Annotated in this window: 22 protein-coding genes; 4 read left to right on the plus strand and 18 right to left on the minus strand. The window is 37.0% G+C overall.

Going from position 1 to position 23,290, the window contains the following annotated elements; genetic code table 11:
- Positions 1-3 precede the first annotated feature (3 nt).
- The 18 genes from GQ45_RS13475 to GQ45_RS13560 all read right to left on the minus strand — a co-directional run bounded on the left by GQ45_RS13475 (position 4) and on the right by GQ45_RS13560 (position 15,206).
- Positions 4-978 carry an ATP-dependent 6-phosphofructokinase gene (locus tag GQ45_RS13475; RefSeq protein ID WP_047418796.1) on the minus strand — a complete coding sequence of 325 codons (975 nt, stop codon included), beginning with the start codon at positions 976-978 and terminating at the stop codon, positions 4-6.
- A complete protein-coding gene (locus tag GQ45_RS13480) occupies positions 965-1,885 on the minus strand; it encodes an alpha/beta fold hydrolase (protein WP_047418798.1) in 921 nt (306 codons plus the stop codon). Before GQ45_RS13480 ends, GQ45_RS13475 begins: the two co-directional genes overlap by 14 nt.
- On the minus strand, positions 1,882-3,240 hold the full coding sequence (locus GQ45_RS13485; protein ID WP_047418799.1) for a dicarboxylate/amino acid:cation symporter: 1,359 nt from the start codon (positions 3,238-3,240) through the stop codon (positions 1,882-1,884). Before GQ45_RS13485 ends, GQ45_RS13480 begins: the two co-directional genes overlap by 4 nt.
- A 12-nt stretch (positions 3,241-3,252) precedes the next feature.
- Positions 3,253-4,314 (minus strand): class I fructose-bisphosphate aldolase, encoded by a 1,062-nt coding sequence (locus GQ45_RS13490; RefSeq protein WP_047418800.1) that lies wholly within the window; start codon positions 4,312-4,314, stop codon positions 3,253-3,255.
- Between the two features lie 12 nt (positions 4,315-4,326).
- The gene (locus GQ45_RS13495) at positions 4,327-5,340 is read right to left on the minus strand and encodes a type II glyceraldehyde-3-phosphate dehydrogenase (protein ID WP_034886831.1); all 1,014 of its coding nucleotides are present in this window, start codon (positions 5,338-5,340) and stop codon (positions 4,327-4,329) included.
- 18 nt (positions 5,341-5,358) lie between these two features.
- Positions 5,359-6,714, minus strand: coding sequence for an APC family permease (locus tag GQ45_RS13500; RefSeq protein WP_047418802.1), 1,356 nt, complete (start codon positions 6,712-6,714; stop codon positions 5,359-5,361).
- 7 nt (positions 6,715-6,721) lie between these two features.
- Positions 6,722-8,077, minus strand: coding sequence for an NAD(P)/FAD-dependent oxidoreductase (locus tag GQ45_RS13505; protein WP_047418804.1), 1,356 nt, complete (start codon positions 8,075-8,077; stop codon positions 6,722-6,724).
- A 34-nt stretch (positions 8,078-8,111) separates the two neighbouring features.
- Entirely contained in the window at positions 8,112-8,573 is a 462-nt protein-coding gene (locus GQ45_RS13510) for a universal stress protein (protein WP_047418807.1), read from the minus strand.
- Positions 8,570-9,184, minus strand: a complete 615-nt coding sequence (locus tag GQ45_RS13515; protein WP_231555203.1) for a lycopene cyclase domain-containing protein — start codon at positions 9,182-9,184, stop codon at positions 8,570-8,572. The genes GQ45_RS13510 and GQ45_RS13515 overlap by 4 nt, the downstream gene beginning before the upstream one ends.
- Before the next feature lie 114 nt (positions 9,185-9,298).
- Positions 9,299-9,577 carry a DUF5676 family membrane protein gene (locus GQ45_RS13520; protein ID WP_047418812.1) on the minus strand — a complete coding sequence of 93 codons (279 nt, stop codon included), beginning with the start codon at positions 9,575-9,577 and terminating at the stop codon, positions 9,299-9,301.
- Between the two features lie 17 nt (positions 9,578-9,594).
- A complete protein-coding gene (locus GQ45_RS13525) occupies positions 9,595-9,813 on the minus strand; it encodes an SHOCT domain-containing protein (RefSeq protein ID WP_047418817.1) in 219 nt (72 codons plus the stop codon).
- 19 nt (positions 9,814-9,832) lie between these two features.
- On the minus strand, positions 9,833-10,051 hold the full coding sequence (locus GQ45_RS13530) for a heavy-metal-associated domain-containing protein (protein ID WP_034886844.1): 219 nt from the start codon (positions 10,049-10,051) through the stop codon (positions 9,833-9,835).
- 12 nt (positions 10,052-10,063) lie between these two features.
- Positions 10,064-10,321, minus strand: a complete 258-nt coding sequence (locus GQ45_RS13535; RefSeq protein ID WP_034886845.1) for a hypothetical protein — start codon at positions 10,319-10,321, stop codon at positions 10,064-10,066.
- 25 nt (positions 10,322-10,346) lie between these two features.
- Positions 10,347-10,808, minus strand: coding sequence for a hypothetical protein (locus tag GQ45_RS13540; protein WP_047418820.1), 462 nt, complete (start codon positions 10,806-10,808; stop codon positions 10,347-10,349).
- A 159-nt stretch (positions 10,809-10,967) separates the two neighbouring features.
- On the minus strand, positions 10,968-11,570 hold the full coding sequence (locus tag GQ45_RS13545) for a WG repeat-containing protein (protein ID WP_047418822.1): 603 nt from the start codon (positions 11,568-11,570) through the stop codon (positions 10,968-10,970).
- Between the two features lie 70 nt (positions 11,571-11,640).
- Positions 11,641-12,222, minus strand: coding sequence for an AraC family transcriptional regulator (locus GQ45_RS13550; protein WP_047418824.1), 582 nt, complete (start codon positions 12,220-12,222; stop codon positions 11,641-11,643).
- Positions 12,223-12,393: 171 nt separating this feature from the next.
- On the minus strand, positions 12,394-12,705 hold the full coding sequence (locus GQ45_RS13555; RefSeq protein ID WP_231555205.1) for a hypothetical protein: 312 nt from the start codon (positions 12,703-12,705) through the stop codon (positions 12,394-12,396).
- A 272-nt stretch (positions 12,706-12,977) separates the two neighbouring features.
- Positions 12,978-15,206 carry a TonB-dependent receptor domain-containing protein gene (locus GQ45_RS13560; RefSeq protein ID WP_047418828.1) on the minus strand — a complete coding sequence of 743 codons (2,229 nt, stop codon included), beginning with the start codon at positions 15,204-15,206 and terminating at the stop codon, positions 12,978-12,980.
- Positions 15,207-15,433: 227 nt separating this feature from the next.
- On the opposite strand from GQ45_RS13560, the gene GQ45_RS13565 reads away from it, so the two are divergent.
- The 4 genes from GQ45_RS13565 to GQ45_RS13580 all read left to right on the plus strand — a co-directional run bounded on the left by GQ45_RS13565 (position 15,434) and on the right by GQ45_RS13580 (position 23,289).
- Complete coding sequence (locus GQ45_RS13565; RefSeq protein WP_047418830.1) at positions 15,434-15,850, plus strand: hypothetical protein; 417 nt, start codon at positions 15,434-15,436, stop codon at positions 15,848-15,850.
- A 103-nt stretch (positions 15,851-15,953) separates the two neighbouring features.
- The gene (locus GQ45_RS13570) at positions 15,954-19,706 is read left to right on the plus strand and encodes an efflux RND transporter permease subunit (protein ID WP_047418832.1); all 3,753 of its coding nucleotides are present in this window, start codon (positions 15,954-15,956) and stop codon (positions 19,704-19,706) included.
- Positions 19,703-20,920 carry a TolC family protein gene (locus GQ45_RS13575; RefSeq protein ID WP_047418834.1) on the plus strand — a complete coding sequence of 406 codons (1,218 nt, stop codon included), beginning with the start codon at positions 19,703-19,705 and terminating at the stop codon, positions 20,918-20,920. Before GQ45_RS13570 ends, GQ45_RS13575 begins: the two co-directional genes overlap by 4 nt.
- Positions 20,917-23,289: a multicopper oxidase domain-containing protein gene (locus GQ45_RS13580; protein ID WP_047418835.1), complete on the plus strand. Its 2,373-nt coding sequence runs from the start codon at positions 20,917-20,919 to the stop codon at positions 23,287-23,289. The genes GQ45_RS13575 and GQ45_RS13580 overlap by 4 nt, the downstream gene beginning before the upstream one ends.
- The last annotated feature ends 1 nt before the right edge of the window (position 23,290 follow it).

Consider the following 23,290-nt stretch of genomic DNA (forward strand, 5'->3'; position numbering starts at 1 on the left):
TTCTTACTTTCCAAATAATTCTAAAAGTTCATACAAATCATTATCTACTTGATGTTGCTTGACCACCTCTTCAAAAGGGGTTAGATGCAATTGATTATTTAAGATTCCTACCATTACATTTTTTTTACCTTGTAAAAGTGTTTTCACAGCCGCCACTCCAAGTCTAATGCCTAACATTCTATCTAAAGCTGACGGATTTCCACCTCGCTGGACGTGCCCAAGCCTCGTAATCCGTAAATCGACATTGGGATTGACTTCCTTTATTTTTGATGAAACAAGCTCGGCACCTAATTCATCGCCTTCTGAAACCACGACAAGGAAAGCATCTTCGCTATCGTAATTCTTAACCTTGTCCAATAGATAAATAAAGTCCTTTCCACTCTCGGGAATAAGGATGGAATCGGCACCTACCATTAACCCGGAATGAATAGCAATGTAGCCTGAATCCCTTCCCATTACTTCAACAATAAATACACGGTTGTGGGATTCGGCAGTATCTTTTATTTTATCAATATTTTCAATGGCAGTGTTTACAGCCGAATCAAAACCAAGGGTGTAATCTGCACCAAAAATATCGTTGTCTATAGTGCCAGGAATGCCTATAAACGGAATGCCGCATATTTCTGAAAAAGCTAATAGACCTTTAAAAGTACCATCACCACCAATAGCAATTAAAGCATCTATGTTATTTGCTTTTAAAGTTTGCAATGCTTTTTTACGACCCTCTAATTCCAGAAATCGTTTGCTTCGTGCTGTTTTGAGAATAGTGCCACCTTTTTGGGTTATTTTTTTTAGTTCGTGAGATTTTAATGGTATCAAATCACTATCTATCAACCCTTCATACCCTTTTCGAAAACCACTTATTTTTATGCCTTTTGCTTCAGCGGATTTGGCAATGGCGTATAGTGCAGCATTCATCCCAGGGCTATCGCCTCCAGATGTGAATACGCCTATATGTTTAATTTTATTCGTGCTCATTGGGTATGGTTTTTTTTAACTTTTTTTCAGAAATAGTAAAATCTTGAATTGTGTTCCAAACAAATTCTGCTTCTTTCAGAAAGAACTGATGGTCTCCTTCAGATGAAGTAATTATTTGTGCGTTTTTAAATTCCCTCGATAATTTTAAGGCATTTTCTAAAGGTGCAGTAGTGTCTTTTTCTCCGTGAATAAAAAGCACATCTTTATCCTTAATTTTCTTTACAATTGCATATAAATCTGTTTTTAGGATGACCTTTGTAAGAGAATAATAATAACTCATCCAATGATGCTTTTTTGCATCTTCATAGACATCATCCGTGAGGTTATCAGGCTTGAATGCACGTGACATAAATATGGGATGAATCATACAAATGTATTTTGAGAATTTGCTTGTTGAAATCCTATCTACAAAGGAATGAGAAGACATAATTTCTTTAAATTCATCAGCGTTCTTGTAAACAGGTATGCTTATAAAAATTCCTGCCTTGAACCAAGTTGGTTGCTTTTCCAATATTGCTAATGAAATCATAGCTCCCATAGAATGTCCTGCAATAATGATATTTCCATCATTGAACCCTTCTTTGTTAAGAATCAATTCAAGGGCCTGCAATTGTATTGAAAGGGAATAATCACTTTGTGGTTTTGGCGAATCACCAAAACCTAGCAGGTCGACTAAAAGTAGCTTATGCATAGTTGTAATACTTTCTAAATTGCGTTTCCAATAATGCAATGAGCCTGTTAAACCGTGTAACAAAACAAGTTTGTTTTCTCCAGAGCCTATTATTTCATAATTCAACAGTGTTTCTTTGGCATCATAAGCTGGTTGCTTACCAATCTTATAATGCTGATAGCTGGCAATAGCCACAACAGGAAGAATGAACACTATGGATATGAGTAGTAATGTCATTGTTTTGAAATTGATTTATTATCCGTTTTCTCACTAACCAAGATTGGGGTTTTACCATAGAATCTATTGAAGACCATACAGGCAGTTAAATCACCAGTTACATTTACAGCAGTCCTAAACATTCCCAAGAGTCTTTCTACACCAATGATAATGATGATGCCTTCAGCGGGTATGCCGACACTTCCCAAAACAGAAGCGAGTATAACAATACCACCTCCTGGAATGGCAGGTGTACCAATGGATGCAGCGACAATAGTTACAATGACCACTATAATATTGAGTAAACTCATTTCCAGTCCGTAAGCTTGGGCAATAAAAAGAGTTGTAATAGTTTGGTATAGTGCAGTACCATCCATATTGACGGTCGCCCCTATAGGTATGATAAAATTGCTAATAGTCTTGTCCACTTTTAGTTCTTCTTCTGCGGTTTTTAGAGATAAGGGCATCACAGCGGCAGAACTTGTGGTTGAAAAAGCCAATAATTGAACATCCCTTATTTTTTTTAGGAAATGCAATGGGTTTTTCTTTCCGAGAAGTACGATGAGTCCCAAATAGAAAATTACCAATAAAAGAAGACCGAGAAGTACTACCCCAACATAGTACGTTAAACCTGATAAAGAACTTAAACCAACACTAGAGGTAAGCTGCGCCATTAGTCCGAAAACAGCAATAGGTACTAGAAGCATTGACCATTTTACTACTGTCATACAGACTTCCTGAATGGCACTTAAAAGAAGCTTTACTGGGCGCAGTAAGGCATTTTCAAGTGATAGCACAGCTACACCAATAATGATTGTGAAAATCACAATACTTAACATTTCACCACTAACCATAGATGCTAAAGGGTTCTCTGGAAGTAAGTTTGATATGGCATCTGGAATAGTTTCAAGGCCGAAGGAAAGCTCGGGATTTTCCGTTGGAACAGCAGTAATTTCATTATGTTCAGCTAGAGCCTGTTGATGTAAAAAGCGACCAGGTCTAAAAATTTGAGATAGTATTACACCCAAACTTACCGAAACTATGGTAGTGCCTAGAAAATATAATAAAACGCCACCACCTAATTTTTTTAGACTGTCCTTTTCATTACTTGCGATTCCTGTGATGATAGAAGCCACAATCAAAGGAATCATAATCATTTGAACCAGTTTTAGAAAAAGTACGCCAGGCAATGCCAGCCAATTCCCTGCGATGTCTGCTGTTTCTTTAGTAATCCACCCGTTTTGAGGACTTAACAGCAATCCAAAACCAACACCCAAAAATAAGGCAATGATAACCTTTAGCCATAGACGACTTTCTACCAATTTTGAGAGGTAGTGATTGAATGATTTAAGTGATTTTACTTCTGTGTCGAACATTCCTTTTTATTGTTATGCAATGCTAATTTTAGTATCCAAATAAACTTTCTGAACGGATTGTAATACTTCCACGCCTTCACCGAAGGGCTTTTGAAACGCTTTTCTTCCCATTATCAATCCAGAGCCACCAGCTCTTTTATTGATAACGGCAGTTGTTATTGCCTCCACCAAATCAGACTTACCTTTAGAGCCACCACCGGAATTAATCAATCCGATTTTTCCCATAAAGCAATTAGCCACCTGCAACCTGCATAGGTCGATGGGATGTTCTGTTGTCAGCGTCTCATACATTTCATCATCATATTTTCCAAAACCGATTTCTTTGAAACCAAAGTTATTTGTAGGTAATTTTTGCTTAATGATATCTGCCTGAATGGTTACCCCAATATGATTTGCTTGCCCTGTTACATCGGCAGCAGCGTGATAATCTTCTTTTCCAGTTTTGAAAGCTTCGTTTCGGGAATAGCACCATAAAATGGTAGCCATACCTAAATTGTGGGCTTCTTCAAAAGCTTCAGCTATTTCTTTAAGCTGTCTATTGCTTTCTTCGGAACCAAAATATATAGTAGCACCGACAGCAACTGCTCCCATATCCCACGCAGCTTTTACTTTACCAAATAAGGTTTGGTTATATTTATTAGGAAATGTGAGCAGTTCATTGTGATTAATCTTTACGATAAAAGGGATTTTATGGGCATATTTCCTAGCGTTCAATCCCAAAGCACCAAACGTGGAAGCCACACCATTACAACCGGCCTCAATGGCGAGTTTTATAATATTCTCTGGGTCAAAATAATCAGGGTTTTTATAGAATGAAAAGGCCGCACTATGCTCGATACCTTGGTCAACAGGCAGAATACTCAAGTAGCCTGTGCCACCAAGATTTCCGTGGTTATACAATTGTGAAAGACTTCGTAGTACCTGCGGATTTCTATTACTTTGAGTAAATACCCTGTCTAGGCTTGTCTTACTAGGTGTTTGTAATTCGTCCTTGGTTATTTTTTCACAAACGTGATTCAAATAGAAGTCTGCTTTTTCCCCTAACAGTTGTGTAATATTTATGTCTATTTTCATTGTATTAATGATTTAATGAATTCCTAAACTTTCATTTGTTTTAGCGATAGATTTGGCACCATCTGTTTCAATTCCTGTAAGTGCTCTAATGGCATCAATAGTTTCGGGTATAACAATTGCTTGGTTGTCTACCACATAGGCGTAGAAAAGTTCATCCCCCACTACCTTCAGCATATCTTCCCATAGGGCTACTTCATACATATCGCCCCAAGGTCTTCCCATATCCAAAAACATTTCCTTGATAGTGTTGTTAGAAACTAGGCCTTTGTCATATTGAATTAGCTTGATACGACTAGATGTCTTAAAAGCATTCAGCACTTCTTCTTTCGAGGCTTGTTTTTTTAACTTCACATTCCAATAGTGCATATGGCTTAAAGTTTCTGGAACTTTTACTGCGGCAGTGATGACATCCAAATCTGGGTCAACGCTTTTAGCATCAGGACCTTGGTGGCTCGGGATGTCTTTTTCAGGAACCATCGTATTCATAATACCACCTAAATGGCTTTCCCAAGGATCTGTTGCTCTTCTTAAAAGTGTACCTCTAGCATAATCCAATAAATTGGCTCTTTTTAAAGCGGTCAACGTCCTTAAAATAGAAGTGGTGTTGCAGGAAACTACACGTGTAGCATCTAGATTTAGAGCAGACTGATAATTATTTTCAGCACTAAAGGAATGGCCTGTTGTTTCGTGTTTTTCGCCTCCGTGTAAAATAAATTTGATGTTTTGCTCTTTATAAATTGCTACATTTTGAGCCGCAATCTTTTTAGGGGTACAGTCCACAACGAGATCTGATTTTTTCAACAGGTCGTGCATATCGCCTTTTACTGAAATACCTTCGGATTTCATTCTGTCTTCTGCTTCTTGAGTTGCTGCGTAGATATCGTACTTTTTTCTCACGGCATTTTGAATGCGCCAATCGCTTATGATATCACACACGCCCGAAAGCTTCATATCGTCCTGTAGATTGATGGCATCGGCCACCCTTTTTCCGATGACTCCGTATCCTATAACTGCTATATTTTTCATATAAATTGTTTTAATTAATTATGATTTGTTGTTTTTATTATTTGTATTCTCCATTCCCATAGGCATATTGCCATCATCGTCTGTATGCGAAATCATAAAAAAACGTTCCGCAATGAGAATCAGGATAATTCCAATTGCTGCTACGATGAGCACCATTGGATCATTCAGATATTTTATATATAGAAAGGCTGCTAGTACTGCAATGTCCATTACAATGGCTATTAACGGAATGATGGGGTTAAATTTTACCTCGTTTTTTAGGTGGCGAAAAAGCCCCCAATGGATAGCGATATCCATAATGAGGTAGAAAATAGCTCCTATAGAAGCGATTCTTGTTAAATCGAAAAGGGCAGTGAGTAAAATGGCAAGGGAAACCGTGAATATGAGCGCTGGATTTTTAAAATTACCTATCCTTTTTAAAGAGGGTACTTGTTTCATATTACTCAACATCCCCAATAAGCGCGATGCCGAAAATACACTGGCGATAACCCCTGAAAAGGTTGCTACAATAGCGATTGCTATAGTAAACCATAAGCCCCATTCCCCAAAAACAGGTTCGGCTGCTGCTGCCAAAGCATAATCTTTTGCCTTTATTATTTCAGGAATGCTTAAACCGCCTGCAACAGCAAGTGCCAAGGCTACATAAATAAGTGTGCAGATAAGAATAGAAATCACAATGGATCTTCCAAGGTTTTTGTGTGGATTTTTGATGTCTCCACCTTGATTCGTTATTGTTGTGAACCCTTTATAGGCAAGGATTGATAATGCCAATGCCGCTACAAAGCCGAACCCTTGTGGTAAAGTTTCGGTATTTTGTGGGATATAGTCTCCTGTAATATCCGCAAATCCGGAAGCTACCAGACCTGCAATCGCAAGTAGTGCAATACCACCTACTTTAATAATTGCTGTAAAAGTGGCCGTTGCTCCAATTACTTTATTTCCTAGAATATTTATTATATAAGCTGTTACCAAAAGTAGAATACCAAGTATGGATGCATAACCAGCATAACTTTCTGGGAATAATCGAAGGGTATAAGCGCCAAAGGTTCCTGCAACCAAACTTTGTGCAACGACCATTGAAACATACATTAGTAAAGAATAGACACCGGTTGTCGTTCCAGGTCCATAGGATTTATTGAAAAACTTAACCACACCTCCAGAGGATGGAAAAGCATTTGAGAACTTTACGTAGGAATAAGAGCTGAAACCCACCACGACAGCTCCCGCAATAAAGGCAATCGGGAACAGATCTCCTACTAACTCCGCTATTTGTCCCATTAGAACAAATATGCCAGCACCAATCATTACACCAGTTCCTAGAGATATAGACCCTATTAAGGAAAGCTTATTGTTTTTATCTGTTGTGTCTTTCATTCGTAAATTATTTCTTTGTGTTATTAACTGAAGGTTTTGGTTTAAAATTTCTAATAATTAGGCGGTTGCTCTTTTCATATGTGAAATAGCTTACCGCCCAATTAAAACCAACCATCAATCTATTTCTAAATCCGCTTATGGATAATAAGTGTACAACTGACCATAATAGCCAAGCGAAATAACCTGCAAATTTAAATTTGCCCAAATCAGCTACTGCTTTACGTTTCCCTACTGTAGCTAATGAACCTTTGTCTTTATATTCGAAAGGGTTCACACCCTCATCCTTAATAATTTTCAATAATATATTACCTAAATATTTACCTTGCTGAATAGCTGTTTGTGCTACTTGCGGATGCCCTTTTGGCGTTTCTTCTGTAATTACAGCCGCTATGTCGCCTATGGCAAAAATGTTTTTGTAACCTTCTACCATTAAAAATGAGTCTGTTTTTAAGCGATTGCCCCTAACCACGTGTTTTTCATCAATACCTTTTGGGAACTGTCCTTTAACACCCGCCGTCCAGATTAGGTTTTTGGCTAAAATGGTTTTTCCACTTTTTGTTGTTACTATTGAGCCGTCATAATCGCTTACCGATTCATTGAATAGTACCTTTACATCCAAGTCCTTCAAATATTTCAGAGTTTTTGTAGAGGCTTTTTCAGACATCGTACTTAACAATTCATCAATGGCCTCTATCAAATAAATGTTCATAATGGAAGAAGGATATTCAGGATAATCCTTTGGAAGAATGTATTTACAGAACTCAGCCAACGCACCAGCCATTTCTACACCAGCGGGTCCACCGCCAACGATTACAAAATTGGTCAGTGCATTACGTTCTTCATCATCACAGGTAATGGCTGCTTGTTCCAAATTTTGCAGCATCATATGACGGATATTTAGAGAATCACGGATGTCTTTCATCCCAAGACTATGGGACTCGACATTGTCCATACCAAAAAAATTAGTTGTTGTACCCGTTGCCAATACGAGATAGTCGAAGTGAACTCTTCCTTTATTGGTTATAATGGTGTTTGTAGAAGGTTGGATTTCCTCGACTTCAGCTAAACGAAACAATACATTTTTATAACCACTAATTTGTTTTCTGAAAGGGAATACAATACTATCAGGTTCCAAAGCACTCGTTGCCACTTGATAAAATAAGGGCTGAAACTGGTGGAAGTTGTTTTTATCGAACAGTACCACCTGCACCTCTTTGTGTTTCAGTTTTTCAACCAACGCTAAACCTGCAAACCCACCACCTATAATAATAACACGAGGTAAATTAGAGTCTGGAAGGCAGATTTCATCTGTTACCTTGCAAGCAGATTCTTTTGTATTATTATTTAAGTGGTTAGCGTTCATATTTAATTTTTATATCATTGGTATTAGCAATAGTTTACTTTGTGTCCTTGTCTTTTACAATCATTACTGAACATTTGGCGTGTGTTGCTAAATACTGTGAAACGGAACCTAATAAAAGACGTGAAAATGCGCCTTGCCCTTGCGAACCCACTACAATCAAATCGGCATCAAAAGATTCCGCTTTTTCCAAAATTTCTTTTTTAGGAAGACCGCTGACAACATTTGTTGTTATACGAAGTGAGCTATTTTTTTCTTTCAATACTTTACCAGCTTCGGAAACAATCTTTTTCCCTATTTTTTCAGCATTGGCTATAAATTCTTGATAATACACGTCAAGAGTTACTGTTGTGGATATGAGTTCTGGGGTTGACATCGCAGGATGTTCATAAACGTTTATTATACTAATTTCACTGCCCTGTGGTAATGGAAATTTTGCAAGTTTCTTAATGGCAACCTTGCTAAAATCCGAGCCGTCTACTGCTAATACTATTTTCATAATTTGAATGTTTTATTTGATTTTATGAGTTTTCGCCAATAGATATGTTCATACAATCCAGACCAATACATCCCAAAAGTGAAGGCGAACATTAATTCTTCAATAGGAATGCCCAAGACAAGAATATGGGTCAGGTTGTCAAGATTCCAGTACAACTCCACATATTGAGGATAGAACGGAAGGATGCTTCCGAAATAAATGAAGTACAATACCGTAAACAGAATTCCCCCAACCCAAATCTTTCCTTTTAAATCTGGGCGACAATAAAGAGTCGCCAATCCACCTATGAACAAAGCTATTATGCCGCAATAAATGTGATTGAGCGACGTAAAAAGCGCCAGAAGGATGAATACAGCTGCTGGTATAAAAAGTATATAAATATGCAATCGGTGCCTGCTATGACTTCGTTCGCTATGTGGTATTTCGGCAAGTCCTCTTTTAAAAATAAGGTTGTAGAGTACAGTGCCAATTCCACCTATTGCGAAAGAGAAAATCAAACTTTCGATATCGAAGCCTGTTTTTTCGGCCAAATCAAAAAGCGAAGGTGGAAACCAATATTCTGGTACAAACAACGGTTCTGTTAAACCAAAAGGCATAGTGATTAGGCTCATTTTGAGCATTTCTTTCCTAACTCCTTTTTTGGATATATATATAACTACCCAAAGAGCAAGAATGATAAGCGACCATATGAACCAGACATACTGCATAAATCCTAAAAGGTCTTTTTACTTTTTTATTTTTATTTGCGCATTATAAAAAGCGCCAATAGAAGCGCCTATAAGCCACCAAAGGATAAAAGTTTGTACGATACCCATTAACACTTCTAATAGGGGAACATCCATTCTAATGACATTGGTGGTGTCCAAGCCGTGCAATAAGCTATTGAAAAAGATGATTGTACCTTCCCGCCCTGCTGTAGCCATTACTATCATACAGCCCAAATAAATTATGGTTCCTGTAAGACCGAAGGCAAATCCGAGTTTTTTTACGTTTAAGCGATGCATAATTTTATAGTTTAAGATTAGTTGTCCGAGTTTAAAATTCTTTTAGATTCTTCATAGTCTTCCTTGGATATTTCGCCTTTTGCATAGCGTTTTTTAAGAATATCCAGTGGGCTGTCCTTCAATGTTTTTTGATAGGGTATATCTGCTGGGATAAAGAATATCCAAGCAAGTAAGATGACCCATATAATCCACCATATTAGGTGCATTCCTCCAAAGTGTCCGTCGTATAAATGCATAGTTTTTAGGTTTTAATTGTTATTGATTAAGTTCTGTGATTGTATATCCATTGAGCTCATCGAGTTGCTTTTGCAAGTCGGCAACCGAAAGTGCTTCATTCATCGTGATACGTGTAGCTCCTTTTGGTGCCAGAAAAATTTCTGCCTTTTCGATATTGGGATGTTCTTCCAAAGTCTTCTTGACCCTTGCTACACATCCACCACAACTAATTCCGTTTATTTGAAATTTTTGTTTCATTGTATATAGTTTTTAGTGATGTTGATGTCCTTTGTGTTCTTCTTTTGTTTCCTGTTCAGAATGATTGTGGTCGCTATCCTGATGCTTATGATTATTGTGCCTTCCGTGTCCGTGTGAACCGTGGGGCATAAACAGATGGATGCCGAACATAAAAAGGATGAAAATAAATAGTGATGAACCACCTCCTATACCAAATGAGGGCGCTAAAAAGATGAACAATAGTGGTAGCCCACAACCTATGACCATCCAAATCCAGTGATTGTTTTTCATTGTTTTTGTATTTAGAAGTTAAAAATTAATGATGCTCGGTATGATCCTGTTTGTTTGGACTATTCATATTCTGCATATCCATTCCTTTTTCGCCCATCATCTTTGAGCAAGATTCCATACAGTCCTCGCTCATCATTCCTTTTTCGTGCATCATTTTCATCATTGTTCCCATCATTTTTCCGTCATTCATCATTTGGTTCATCATCGAATGCATCATTGTACTGTCCTTCATCATCATTTGCATTCCGTCTCCTTGCATCATAGAGCCCATCATTTTTTTGTTGCCCTGCATCATTGCCATTGTGTGTTGACTGCCGTGCATACTTTCCATAAACTCGGTCATATAATCGTGGTTCTCGGTAATGGCATTAAACACCTCCGTACGAGTTTCAGGATTTTCCAAAAGTGCTTGAGGATCTGCTCCTTGGTTGCAACTGCTTAAGCTTAAAAGCCCGATTGTTGATAAAACAATTAGTAATGTTTTCATAATTTTCTATTTTATTGAGTTAAACATTTATTTTTATAAACCCATTCCCAACAATCCACAAACCGTAGTTTAGGGAATGGGTTATCAGCTATTAACTGTCAGATTTAAAAAGGTTTTCAATCTTCTTTAATTTCATTTCTGTCGTGAACTTTTTCATTGTTATTCAATTTTTTTTAAACGCCATTTCTTGTTGCTGTCTTTAATGGCCACTAAATTTTCCGAAATGAATTTAGATGTTATGGTAGGTGGATTTTTATCTTCCTTATCTTTAGGCGATATGTGAATGGCCAATTGAGTTAGATGGTCAATGGCTTTTCCTTGTTTATCTATAATTACTTCAAAATAATGGTAGCTAACGATGTCTTTGTTGAAAATGTCATTATAGCCTATGGTCTCTTTTTCAACTTTTAGTACCAATGCCTTATCATATTCGAAATTGGTCGCATTCAAGAATTGAGGTGTAATGACAGTTTTTCCAGTTTTATCGATATAGCCATAATACAGTATGCCATCTTTTTGATGGGCAATCAAGCATTTTTCGTTACTGAATATGGGGTAGGTTGCATTTCCTGTTTTGGTTAGCACCAAATCATTTCGAAAATCAATGATTACTTTGCCGTCTTGGTCAATAAACCCCCATTCGTTCCCTTTTTTAATGGCAGCTACTTCATTGTTAAAAGGCGAGATGTACTCTAAATTTTCTATAGTTTGTGCAATCCCTAGAAAGGGAATTAATACCAATGTGATGAGTAGTTTTTTCATTTTAGTTTGATTTATTTTGATAAAATTAACGATTGCCTTAAGCGTTTATCTGCATAACTTTCGTTGTTATCTACATAATTTCATCGTAAAAATTTCTTTTCCAGTTTTCAGTATTTTTATAATCGGTCATACTCACTCCAATTACTTCTTTGAACTGTCTAGACAGATGGTTGACACTGCTGTAGTCCAATAAGTATCCTATATCTGAAAAGGAATGTTGTTTGAGTTGAATGAGCTCTTTAACTTTCTCTATCTTTAATTTGATAAAGTACTTTTCAATGGTTGTCTGTTGATTTGCTGAAAATAATTTACTCAATGTCTTGTATTCCCTATGAAGGCTTGATGCCAATAGTTCAGATGTTTTTACTTTGATATGTAATGGTAGCTCTTGCAATTGTTCAATTAGAATAATCTTGATTCTTTCTACGAGCATTTCTTCTTCGTTCTGCACTATTTCAAAATCATTGGCGTGAAGCACGGTTGTTACTGCATTGATAATTTCATTGTCTGTTTTATTTGGTGCTTCTACCAACAACCTTCCCAATTCCAATGAAAGTACGGTTACTTCAAGTTCCTGTAACTCCTGCATAATTACTTTTAAGCAGCGATTACAGACCATATTCTTAATCCAAAATTCTTTTGGTTTGCTCATAGTATATAATGTATTGTCATTGAGTTTTAACTCAATGGTTTGAAAGGTTAAGACCTAACAAGGTTAATGGTGTATGGTATTGTTGGGAATAGAGTACAACAAATGTTAGCCAGAAGTGAAACTTTGGCTATAGAGGTAATGCAGATTAAAGTCAATCTGCGATGTAGAAAATCAAATTAAGAAGGTCTCGTTGAGAATTATAATATCTGTAGATAATAAAGGCGGCCTATAGGTTTTAAAAGAAATGACTTTTTCTTCTAGCCCCTCGAACAGATTAATATAAGTATTAAAAAAAGTATTTAAGAAAACTAAAGTCTCAATCTCTAAAATTGTATTGGACTTCTTAAAGGTGTCATCTCCTTCTTTTACAATGGTCTGATTATCGCAACAATCCTTCTCTTGTATGGAAGCACATTGCTTGGAATTTGTATCTTTTTTTTGCGCTGTCTCCATACAAGATTCTGCCTTACTAAAAAAAGCCATATCCACCAATTTATTACAGCAAAAGTGCATATCCACCGTGAAAGAAGAAGTAGAAAACAGTATAAAAACTGCTAAAAAAAAGGACAGTATTTTGGTAAAAAAAGATTTCACTCTATAAAATTAATAAATTTTGTCCAACATTAAAGGTTTTTCATAGATTAAATGATGCTGCTTAATAAGCTTATTATCAATTAGAAGCATAATTAATTAATGCGAAGATAATTTTAAAGGTTCAACAGGAATATGATATTTGTCATCAAATATAATTTCTCTTAAAATCCATATACTACAGAAAAGTTAACTCCAAAAGGATGGCCAGGACGTAAACCTGCTGGCACACGAGATACAGCATATTTTGTATTAAATAGGTTTATGATGTTTGTTGATAGCGTAAAATTTTCATTAAGAAAATAACGAGCAGATAAGTCAACTATGAAGTTAGAATCCACTTTAAAATTTTCAGGAATAGATCCTGAACCAGCTTTAGTTCTAAATGCTCCAGTATATCGTGAATTTAGGTTTACTTCAAATTTCTTATGCTCTAGCCCAAAAGTTACATTTAACTGATTTTTTGCGATGTATGGTATTTCGTCCCCTTTGGTCACCACTCCATAAATATCCTCGTTGCTATCGAAACTGGTCAGAAATTCGGTATCCGTGAGGGTATAGGAAACCGACACAGGAAGTTTAAATTTTCCTGACTTATTATATAATAGGTTGTAATTCAGTAAAAATTCAATTCCGCTTACGCGAACTTCACCTGCATTAAACTGGTCAAGACTTCCCGTACCACCTGTAGCAGCCAAATCACTTCCCAGTAGGTTTTGATAGTCATTGTAAAACCCAACAAGTTCCCCTTGTAGCCCTTGAATGCTAAATCGGGTTCCTATTTCGTAATTAATACTTTCTTCGGCATTTTGCCCTGGTGTATTGCTTGGTGGGGAAAACCCTTTGTGTACACCACCAAAAACTGAAAAATCGTTACTAAATCTGTAGTTTGCGCCTAAACCAGGAATCCATACGTTTACCTTGTTTTCGCGAATGGATAAATCTTGCTCAGTCCTCGAAGGGTCATTGGTGCCATAGTCCATTCGGGTTAGAGTTATATTCTCATAGCGTAAGCCAGGTGTTAGGGTCAGGTTCTCAACTTTTATGGTGTATAAGAGGTGTGCAGCGAGAGCTTTTGCACCACTTATGCGGTTAGCGTCCGACCCTTTTTCGCCTACTGTCGTACGTATTAATTCATTGTTCAAGAATGCATACCTGTCCACCCATTGAAATCTGTCCTCATCATCCTCGTGGTAGCGGATTCCGGCTTCTAAAGTTTGTAACCAATCAGAACCCCATCGTAATTTGGCAATGGATTGAACACCATTTGAAGTGTATGCTCTGTTATTTGCCTTTACGCCCATAGCATCTTCTTCGGTGTTTTCGTTTCCTAAAATGGTTTGGTATTCTAATGGGAAATTCTGTGGCGATGAAAGGATATTACTAATGCTCACTCTTTCGCCTAAATTTACATCATCCAATTTGTACCAATTACGTTTGAATTTATTCAAGTAACCGGTAGTGCTTATGTCTAATGATGATGATAATCGGATAAAATGGGTAAGTTGGTATTGTTGATGCTCGGCATTCATTACATCCTCTGAAGAAGCTCTGTATCTTCTAAAGGTATTTTCTTGAAAATCTTCATCTGTCAAACCTAAGTAAGTTTCGTTTGCCTCTTCTTCAGAATACTGAATTTTAAACGTTAATGACTGATACGTTTTTGCGTCTAAATTTGAGTTAACCCTAAACTTGGCCAAATAATCAGATTTGTCAAATCCTGTATTGCCACCACCGTCAAGATTTTTAAAACCATCAGAATTATAATTAAAATAATCCGTTACAAATCCAAAGTTTTTATAGCTATCACCAATTGTTAATTGAGTACTTCTTGAATCGTAATTTCCTACAGCAATGGAAGCCCTTCCAGAAAGTTTGTCTGGAATTCGGGAAGATATCATATTTATGGCGCCACCAGTGGTACTGGGACCGTACTGAATTTGGCTGCTTCCTTTTAAAACCTCTACGGCCTGCATACGACCAATGGTAGGAAAATAATAGGCGGCAGGTGCGCTATAAGGTGCAGGGGCAATGAGCACACCATCTTCCATTAAATTGATTTTTGCACTTCGCTCAGGCGATGTGCCTCGCAAACTTATATTTGGGCGTAATCCGAAACCATCTTCTTCATAAATGTTAATTCCTGGAACTGTTTGTAATACCCTGTTGATGTTAGTATAAGAGAATTTTTTTAAGTCTTCTTCGGAAATATAGCTTGCAGAACCCGTTTTGTTTTTAACCTCAAACCTACTACCTAGTATAGTATTTCCTGAGACTACAACCTCTTTTAACTGTTCCGTTTTTTGTTGGATAGTATCTTTTTTTTGGGGATTAGTTTGTGCCCATATATTTGGGAATTGCAAAATAAGTATTAGAATAAAGAGAATTCGCATTTGCTTTAAATTATTTAGAATGAATATAAATAAAGGACAAATGTAGTAGTCTTTTTCAATTAAACAAATATTATTTAGAATAATTCTTAATAATAAAATTTAAGCAATTTAGACTCAATAATTTATAATTTGTAATGGATTAAATTCAGTACAAATCTTCAAGTGGAATCTAAATTATTTGTTAAATCAAGAAATTCTGCTAAAAATTTAATAGCTTTGTAAAATTAATGAAGAAGGTTTTTTATAAAATATCATCCGCTTGCTTAGCACTTATTGTGTTGTTGTCAACTGTTTCTTTTACTGTTGATAGTCATTACTGTGGCGATACTTTAGTGGATTCTTCTTTATTTGGCCACGTCGAAACTTGTGGTATGGAAGTTCAACAACAATCCCCGTCATCAGAGTGTGATATTTCAAAAAAAGATTGCTGTAGTGATGAACAAGTGATTGTTGAAGGTCAAGATACTTTAAAAACATCGTTCGACAAATTAGATAAAGACCAACAACTATTTGTTGCTGCTTTTATCCATACCTATATAAATTTATTTTTCGAATCTCAAGAAGATTTAAATTCATATAGAAATTATATACCTCCTCCCTTGGTCAGGGATATTCAAGTTTTAGACCAGACTTTCCTTATTTGATTTTTAAGTAATTAGAACTGTAGTCCTGCATTAATTTGTTATGGACATTTCTGCTTGTTTGTCACTTTTAAACAAGATTTATAATTACTTAATAATCATTTCTATGCTGAATAAAAGCATCAAATTTCTAATTGAAAATAAACTCGTCGCAGTTTTAATGCTCATCCTATTTATAGGTTGGGGCGTTGTAAACGCACCTTTTAGTTGGGACACCGGTTTTTTACCATCTAATCCTGTTGCAGTAGATGCTATTCCAGATATAGGGGAAAATCAACAAATTGTTTTTACCAAGTGGCAAGGTCGTTCACCACAGGATATTGAAGACCAAATTACATACCCCTTAACAACTTCCCTGCTTGGTATTCCTGGAGTAAAAACAATTCGTAGTTCTTCTATGTTTGGTTTTTCCAGTATCTATATCATTTTTGAAGAAGATATTGAATTCTACTGGTCACGTAGTAGGATTTTAGAGAAACTAAATTCACTGCCAGCAAACCTATTGCCAGATGGAGTAAATCCATCTTTAGGACCCGATGCCACAGGTTTAGGTCAAATATATTGGTACACATTGGAAGGGCGCGATGAAAAAGGAAATGTAACTGGCGGCTGGGATTTACAGGAGCTGCGTAGTATTCAAGATTACTATGTAAAATACGGATTGTCATCGGCAAGTGGTGTTTCAGAAGTCGCCTCAATTGGTGGTTATGTTCAGGAATACCAAGTTGATGTTGATCCTGAAAAAATGCGCCAATACACTATTAGCTTAAGCGATGTTGTAAAAGCAGTAAAGGAAAGCAACCAAGATATTGGGGCGCAGACACTGGAAATAAATCAAGCAGAATATTTAGTTCGTGGTTTGGGTTATGTAAAAGCTGTGGCTGATATTGAAAATGCAGTAGTTGCTTCAGAAAATTTTACTTCTATACGAATCAAGGATATCGCAAAAGTAAATTTAGGACCACAGACCAGACGCGGTATTCTGGATAAGGAAGGTGCCGAAGTTGTGGGTGGTGTCGTTGTGGCTCGTTACGGTGCAAACCCAATGGAAGTAATTAATAACGTCAAAGATCAAATAGCTGAACTTTCAACAGGATTACCAAGCAAAGTTTTAGCTGACGGTCGCACTTCACAGGTAACCATCGTACCATTTTATGACCGAACAGAACTCATTCAAGAAACACTTCATACGCTTAATGAAGCCCTTACACTTGAAATTCTGATTACAATTTTGGTCATCATTGTGATGGTGTTCAACCTGCGCGCGTCTATTCTTATTTCAGGATTATTGCCTGTTGCTGTGTTGATGGTGTTTATTGCTATGAAACTATTCAATGTAGATGCAAATATTGTTGCCCTTTCAGGTATTGCAATAGCCATTGGTACAATGGTGGATGTGGGCGTAATACTTGCCGAAAATATGATTCGGCATTTGGAAGATGAAAAATTACGCTTTAAAGAAAGTGGAATAGAATACACTACAGATGAAATTATCTATAATGCTACTGCCGAAGTTTCTGGAGCTATTTTAACAGCGGTTCTTACAACTATTATAAGCTTCATACCAGTATTTACACTAATAGGTGCTGAAGGCAAACTATTTAGACCACTGGCATTTACTAAAACAATGGCACTTTCTGCGGCCTTGGTTATTGCTCTTTTCTTGATACCACCATTTGCCGCATTCTTGTTTAGGAAAACGAATATTAGAGAACGTTCTAAATATATTCTCAACGGTTTGCTTATTATTCTTGGCATCACCGCCATTGTTTACGGCTATTGGTTAGGGCTTATCTTAATAGCCTATGGCGTTGTTGCGCTATTGAGCGTAAGAGATATTATAACAACTAAAAGAGCTAATTTATTTCACATAATTATTTCCTGCATTGCTATTGTGTTCTTGCTTGCTGAATATTGGCGACCGCTCGGTTTTGATCGGAGCATCTTAATGAACTTGATTTTTGTAGCGATTATCTGTTTTGGATTACTGGGGGTGTTTTCAATTTTCCAAAGGTATTATGACAATATATTACGTTGGGCACTTCAAAACCGATTACTGTTTTTAATCATTCCAACAACGGTGTTTATTTTAGGAGTGGTTATAATGCGAAATACTGGTAAAGAATTTATGCCATCGCTCAACGAAGGTTCATTTCTTTTAATGCCTACATCTTTACCACATTCTGGTGTAGAAGAAAATAAGCGTGTACTGCAACAACTCGATATGGCGGTTGCCACGATTCCAGAAATAGAAACAGTAGTAGGAAAATCAGGTCGAACAGAATCCGCGCTCGACCCTGCACCCCTATCGATGTATGAAAATATGATTCAGTATAAATCTGAATATATGCGGAATGAATCTGGAGAGCGCCAACGTTATAAAATGAATGATGATGGATTGTTTGTATTGAAAAATGAAAAATTCATCATCAACCCAAATAACGAAATCAGTGACGATGCAAACTACGAAGCATCTCAGCTTAAAACAAACGCAAATAATGAAGATTTAATTCCAGATGATGATGGGGAATACTACCGTAACTGGAGACCAGAAATAGTCAGTCCTGATGATATATGGAATGAAATAGTTAAGGTCACTAAATTTCCTGGAGTTACCTCTGCACCGAAACTACAACCTATCGAGACAAGATTGGTAATGCTTCAAACTGGAATGCGAGCACCTATGGGCATCAAAGTGAAAGGTCCTGATTTAAAAACCATTGAAGCTTTTGGTCTGCAATTGGAAGGTCTTTTGAAACAATCCGAAGGCGTAAAAGAACAAGCTGTTTTTGCAGACCGTATTGTAGGTAAACCTTATTTGTTAATTGATATAAAAAGAGAGCAATTGGCGCGGTACGGAATTTCGATTATGGATGTTCAAGAAGTACTTCAAGTAGCCGTAGGCGGTATGCCACTTACCCAAACAGTAGAAGGTCGTGAGCGTTATGGTGTTCGTGTTCGCTATCCAAGAGAGCTGCGTGGCAACCCAGAAGACCTTAAAAATATTTATGTACCTGTGGAAAAAGGAAGTCCTGTTCCTTTAGGAGAGTTGGTGGATATTCGCTATGAACAAGGTCCGCAAGTAATTAAAAGTGAAGACACCTTCCTTGTGGGTTATGTGCTTTTTGATAAGCTAGATGGTTTTGCCGAGGTAGATGTGGTTGAAAATGCGCAGGCTTTGTTTAAAAAGAAAATTGAGGCTGGCGAGCTAATCGTTCCTAAAGGAATCAGTTATAAATTTACAGGTACCTACGAAAATCAATTACGAGCGGAGAAAACACTTTCTGTTGTAGTGCCACTCGCACTTCTTATTATTTTCTTGATTCTATATTTCCAGTTCAAATCAGTCAGCACATCACTTATGGTATTTTCAGGAATTACTATAGCCTTTGCTGGTGGTTTCATTATGATTTGGTTATACGGCCAAGATTGGTTCTTTAATTTTAATCTTTTCGGGGAAAATATGCGAGACCTGTTCAATATGAAAACTATCAATTTAAGTGTGGCGGTTTGGGTAGGCTTTATTGCACTTTTCGGCATTGCTACAGATGATGGCGTGGTAATGGCCACCTACCTCACGCAGACTTTTAACAGAGAAGAACCAACAGACAAAAAGGGGATTCGACTGGCAACCCTTGAAGCCGCTGGCAAGAGGATAAGACCTTGTTTAATGACAACCGTAACTACCATTCTGGCACTATTGCCTATACTCACTTCTACAGGAAAAGGAAGTGATATAATGATACCTATGGCAATCCCAATTTTTGGTGGGATGATTATCGATATTACCTCTTATTTCTTGTTACCAGTGCTATTTAGCTGGAAGAAAGAATATCAATTAAAACGAGCTAAAAAATGAGATATATAATTTTAATAGTACTTGTTTTTTTCGCTTTCGCGGAAGTAAATGCACAAGATTTAGCATCCTATATTCAGGAAGCCGAAAAGAATAATCCAGAAATTCAAGCTTTTGAATTGCGCTACAACATAGCGGAAGAAAAGGTAAATGAAGCTGATTGGTTACCAAATACAGAGATTGGCGTAGGCTACTTTGTGAGCGAACCAGAAACCCGAACAGGGGCGCAACGTGCACGTTTTTCAGTAAAACAAATGTTGCCTTGGTTTGGAACCATATCAGCAAGGGAAAACTATGCTTCATCAATGGCCGAAGCCCAATTTGTTGATATAGCGATTGCAAAAAGAAAACTTTCGTTATCAGTATCCCAATCCTATTATAAACTGTATGCCATAAGTGCAAAACAGAGTATTCTGGATGAGAATATAGAACTTCTGGAAACCTATGAACGCCTTGCATTAACCTCTGTAGAAGTGGGAAAGGCATCAGCGGTTGATGTACTTCGCCTTCAGATAAGACAGAACGAGTTGATTCAGCAGAAAGAAGTGCTGGAACAAGATTATTTGGCGGAGCAAGCGCTCTTTAATAATCTTTTGAATCGTGATGAAAATATTGCCGTAGAAGTCGTAAAGCAGATGATAATTCCCGAAGAAGATGTGTTTATTTTGACTGACAATCTACAGCTTAACCCAGAACTTATTAAATACGATAAATTATATGAATCTATCGAAGAAGCCGAATTGTTAAACCAAAAAGAGAGTGCGCCCAATATCGGTTTTGGTTTGGACTATGTGCCTGTATCAGAACGTCCAGATATGAATTTTTCCGATAATGGGAAAGACATTGTGATGCCTATGGTTTCTATTTCAATCCCCATTTTCAATAATAAATATAAGTCAGTGACAAAGCAAAATGAATTGAAACAATTGGAAATAAAATCACAGAAAGAAGAGAGGCTCAATAACCTTGAAACACGTCTTGCACAAGCTATTTATAATAGAAATACAATGAGAATTAAGTTTAATGTACAAACAGACAATTTAAAGCAGGCGAATGACGCCGAAGAAATTCTCATTAAGAATTACGAAACCGGAACTATAGATTTTAACGATGTGCTCGATGTACAAGAATTGCAGTTAAGGTTTCAAATCAATTTAATCGAATCTAATAGAGGGTATTATACAGAATATGCCATCATAAATTATTTGACAAAATGAAAACAATAAAAATTATTACGCTATTACTTTTCACAACTTCAATTTTTGCCCAAGTAGGCACAAACGGAAATGATAGGAAGGAAGATGGGCGACCTGTTAAGGAGTATAACCTTACTATTGAAGAAAACGAAATGACACTTGGAGGTGTTACTGCTAATGCAATGACCATCAATGGAGGTATCCCTGGGCCTGTTTTGGAATTTAATGAAGGAGACCTTGCTATAATCAACGTAACCAATAAAATGGATGAAGAAACTTCAGTGCATTGGCACGGATTAATACTTCCCAATTTTTACGACGGGGTTCCATATTTAACTACCCCACCGATTGAGCCAGGAACAACCTTCCAATACAGGATTCCAATCAACCAATCGGGAACATATTGGTACCATTCCCACACAATGCTACAAGAACAAAAAGGTGTTTATGGGTCTATTATCATTCATCCAAAAGAAAAAACCTTGGAATATGATAAAGATTTAGTCGTGGTATTATCAGATTGGACCAATGAAAAACCAATGAATGTATTACGAAACCTTAAAAGAGGTAACGAGTGGTATCAAGTTAAAAAAGGCACAGCAGTGCCATTAAGTAGAGTCATTTCAGAAGGTGCCTTTGGTGCTCAACTTAAATTTTGGAGAGACCGTATGGAAGGAGCTGATATTGCAGACATTTATTATCCCGCATTTTTGTCCAACGGTAAAAAACTGGCAGAGTATCCGGAATTTACAGCTGGCGAAAAAGTAAGGCTTCGCTTTATCAACGCATCGGCTTCTACCTATTATTGGATGGACTTTGGCGGAGGTAACCCAATGTTGGTTTCCAGTGATGGTGTTGATGTGCAACCCGTTTCCAAAAGCAGATTTCTCTTTGGCATAGCCGAAACGTATGATGTAATTGTAACTATTCCAGAAGGAACCCTAGAAATTACTGCAACGTCTCAAGATGGCTCAGGTCATACCTCTATACAGTTAGGTAATGGTACTCTTTACCCAGCCAAAAGAATTGATAGACCTGATAAGGTAGCGATGATGAAGCAAATGTCAACAATGGATATGAAAATGGGAGCACCTGCAATGGTGGGAAACAAGAAGAAGAATACACCCGAAGTTTTAATGCAGAAGTACGGAATGAAGATGAATATGACGGACGGCGAGATGAAAATGGGGATGAACGATAAGATGTCGATGAAAGATGGCAAAATGAATGACCAAATGGATATGAAGATGGATGATACAATGGGAATGAAAAAAGACTCGATGTCAATGAGCCATAATGGAGCATCAAATAAAATGGAAGGTCATATGCACAATATGCCAATGATGCAGAAGGATTCTACTTCTTTTGATTATGAGGAGCGAAAGACATACTTCAACTATGATTTTTTAGAGGCAAAAGAAAAAACTGAATTTAAGGCAGATTTACCAGTAAATGAAGTGTTGCTTAACCTAACAGGTAATATGAATCGCTATGTATGGAGTATGAATGGGGTGCCATTATCAGAAACCGATAAGATAAATATAAAAGGAGGCGAGGTAACCAGAATTACATTAAATAACCTGACTATGATGCACCATCCAATGCACTTGCACGGTCATTACTTCAGGGTCATCAATGAAAAAGGAGAACGTTCCCCATTAAAGCATACCGTGAACGTACCACCAATGCAGAAAGTTATTATTGAATTTTATAACGAAGAGTATGGCGATTGGTTCTTTCATTGTCACGTATTGTACCATATGATGGGTGGTATGGCAAGAGTGTTTAGTTACGATACCCCAAGGGATGATAGAATGAAAGATTATCCAGTTCAGAAACTTATCGATGAGACAGACCATTATTATTCGTGGGGATTGGCTCGTGCAGGTTCAAATTTTAATGAACTCTTTTTAACGTCGAGCAATATCCGAAATGAATTTGGTTTGAGAACAGAGTTCGATTACGACCAAAATCTTGAAGCCGAAATAAGTTATAATAGGTACCTGAACGATTGGGTACGTGTTTATGCAGGAGTAAATACCGAAACGTCAACACCAGATTCTTACGATACATTTAATACCGTAGGATTGGTTGGTGTAAAATATTTTACACCTTATAGATTTAATGTAGATGTGAGTATGGACCATCAGCTACGCCCAAGAATACGTTTAGACAGAGAATTATTGATTTTTCCAAGAATTTTTCTGGAAGGCGAATACGAATACAGAGCAGATTTTGGATGGGTCAATGATTTAGAGAATAACAAATCATTTGAAAGTGAAACACAATGGTTAGTAGGGGTTGCATACATTCTTTCACGCAATTTTTCAATCCAAGCTAACTACAATAACCGATATGGATTGGGTGGTGGACTATTAGCAAGATTTTAAA

Origin of the sequence: Cellulophaga sp. Hel_I_12, from assembly GCF_000799565.1 — a bacterium.
Classification (GTDB): Bacteria; Bacteroidota; Bacteroidia; order Flavobacteriales; family Flavobacteriaceae; genus Cellulophaga.

Coding starts and splice junctions, on each gene's coding strand:
- GQ45_RS13475 (WP_047418796.1), bottom strand. CDS start 978: ATGAGCACGAATAAAATTAAACATATAGGCGTATTCACATCTGGAGGC.
- GQ45_RS13480 (WP_047418798.1), bottom strand. CDS start 1,885: ATGACATTACTACTCATATCCATAGTGTTCATTCTTCCTGTTGTGGCT.
- GQ45_RS13485 (WP_047418799.1), bottom strand. CDS start 3,240: ATGTTCGACACAGAAGTAAAATCACTTAAATCATTCAATCACTACCTC.
- GQ45_RS13490 (WP_047418800.1), bottom strand. CDS start 4,314: ATGAAAATAGACATAAATATTACACAACTGTTAGGGGAAAAAGCAGAC.
- GQ45_RS13495 (WP_034886831.1), bottom strand. CDS start 5,340: ATGAAAAATATAGCAGTTATAGGATACGGAGTCATCGGAAAAAGGGTG.
- GQ45_RS13500 (WP_047418802.1), bottom strand. CDS start 6,714: ATGAAAGACACAACAGATAAAAACAATAAGCTTTCCTTAATAGGGTCT.
- GQ45_RS13505 (WP_047418804.1), bottom strand. CDS start 8,077: ATGAACGCTAACCACTTAAATAATAATACAAAAGAATCTGCTTGCAAG.
- GQ45_RS13510 (WP_047418807.1), bottom strand. CDS start 8,573: ATGAAAATAGTATTAGCAGTAGACGGCTCGGATTTTAGCAAGGTTGCC.
- GQ45_RS13515 (WP_231555203.1), bottom strand. CDS start 9,184: ATGAGCCTAATCACTATGCCTTTTGGTTTAACAGAACCGTTGTTTGTA.
- GQ45_RS13520 (WP_047418812.1), bottom strand. CDS start 9,577: ATGCATCGCTTAAACGTAAAAAAACTCGGATTTGCCTTCGGTCTTACA.
- GQ45_RS13525 (WP_047418817.1), bottom strand. CDS start 9,813: ATGCATTTATACGACGGACACTTTGGAGGAATGCACCTAATATGGTGG.
- GQ45_RS13530 (WP_034886844.1), bottom strand. CDS start 10,051: ATGAAACAAAAATTTCAAATAAACGGAATTAGTTGTGGTGGATGTGTA.
- GQ45_RS13535 (WP_034886845.1), bottom strand. CDS start 10,321: ATGAAAAACAATCACTGGATTTGGATGGTCATAGGTTGTGGGCTACCA.
- GQ45_RS13540 (WP_047418820.1), bottom strand. CDS start 10,808: ATGAAAACATTACTAATTGTTTTATCAACAATCGGGCTTTTAAGCTTA.
- GQ45_RS13545 (WP_047418822.1), bottom strand. CDS start 11,570: ATGAAAAAACTACTCATCACATTGGTATTAATTCCCTTTCTAGGGATT.
- GQ45_RS13550 (WP_047418824.1), bottom strand. CDS start 12,222: ATGAGCAAACCAAAAGAATTTTGGATTAAGAATATGGTCTGTAATCGC.
- GQ45_RS13555 (WP_231555205.1), bottom strand. CDS start 12,705: ATGGCTTTTTTTAGTAAGGCAGAATCTTGTATGGAGACAGCGCAAAAA.
- GQ45_RS13560 (WP_047418828.1), bottom strand. CDS start 15,206: ATGCGAATTCTCTTTATTCTAATACTTATTTTGCAATTCCCAAATATA.
- GQ45_RS13565 (WP_047418830.1), top strand. CDS start 15,434: ATGAAGAAGGTTTTTTATAAAATATCATCCGCTTGCTTAGCACTTATT.
- GQ45_RS13570 (WP_047418832.1), top strand. CDS start 15,954: ATGCTGAATAAAAGCATCAAATTTCTAATTGAAAATAAACTCGTCGCA.
- GQ45_RS13575 (WP_047418834.1), top strand. CDS start 19,703: ATGAGATATATAATTTTAATAGTACTTGTTTTTTTCGCTTTCGCGGAA.
- GQ45_RS13580 (WP_047418835.1), top strand. CDS start 20,917: ATGAAAACAATAAAAATTATTACGCTATTACTTTTCACAACTTCAATT.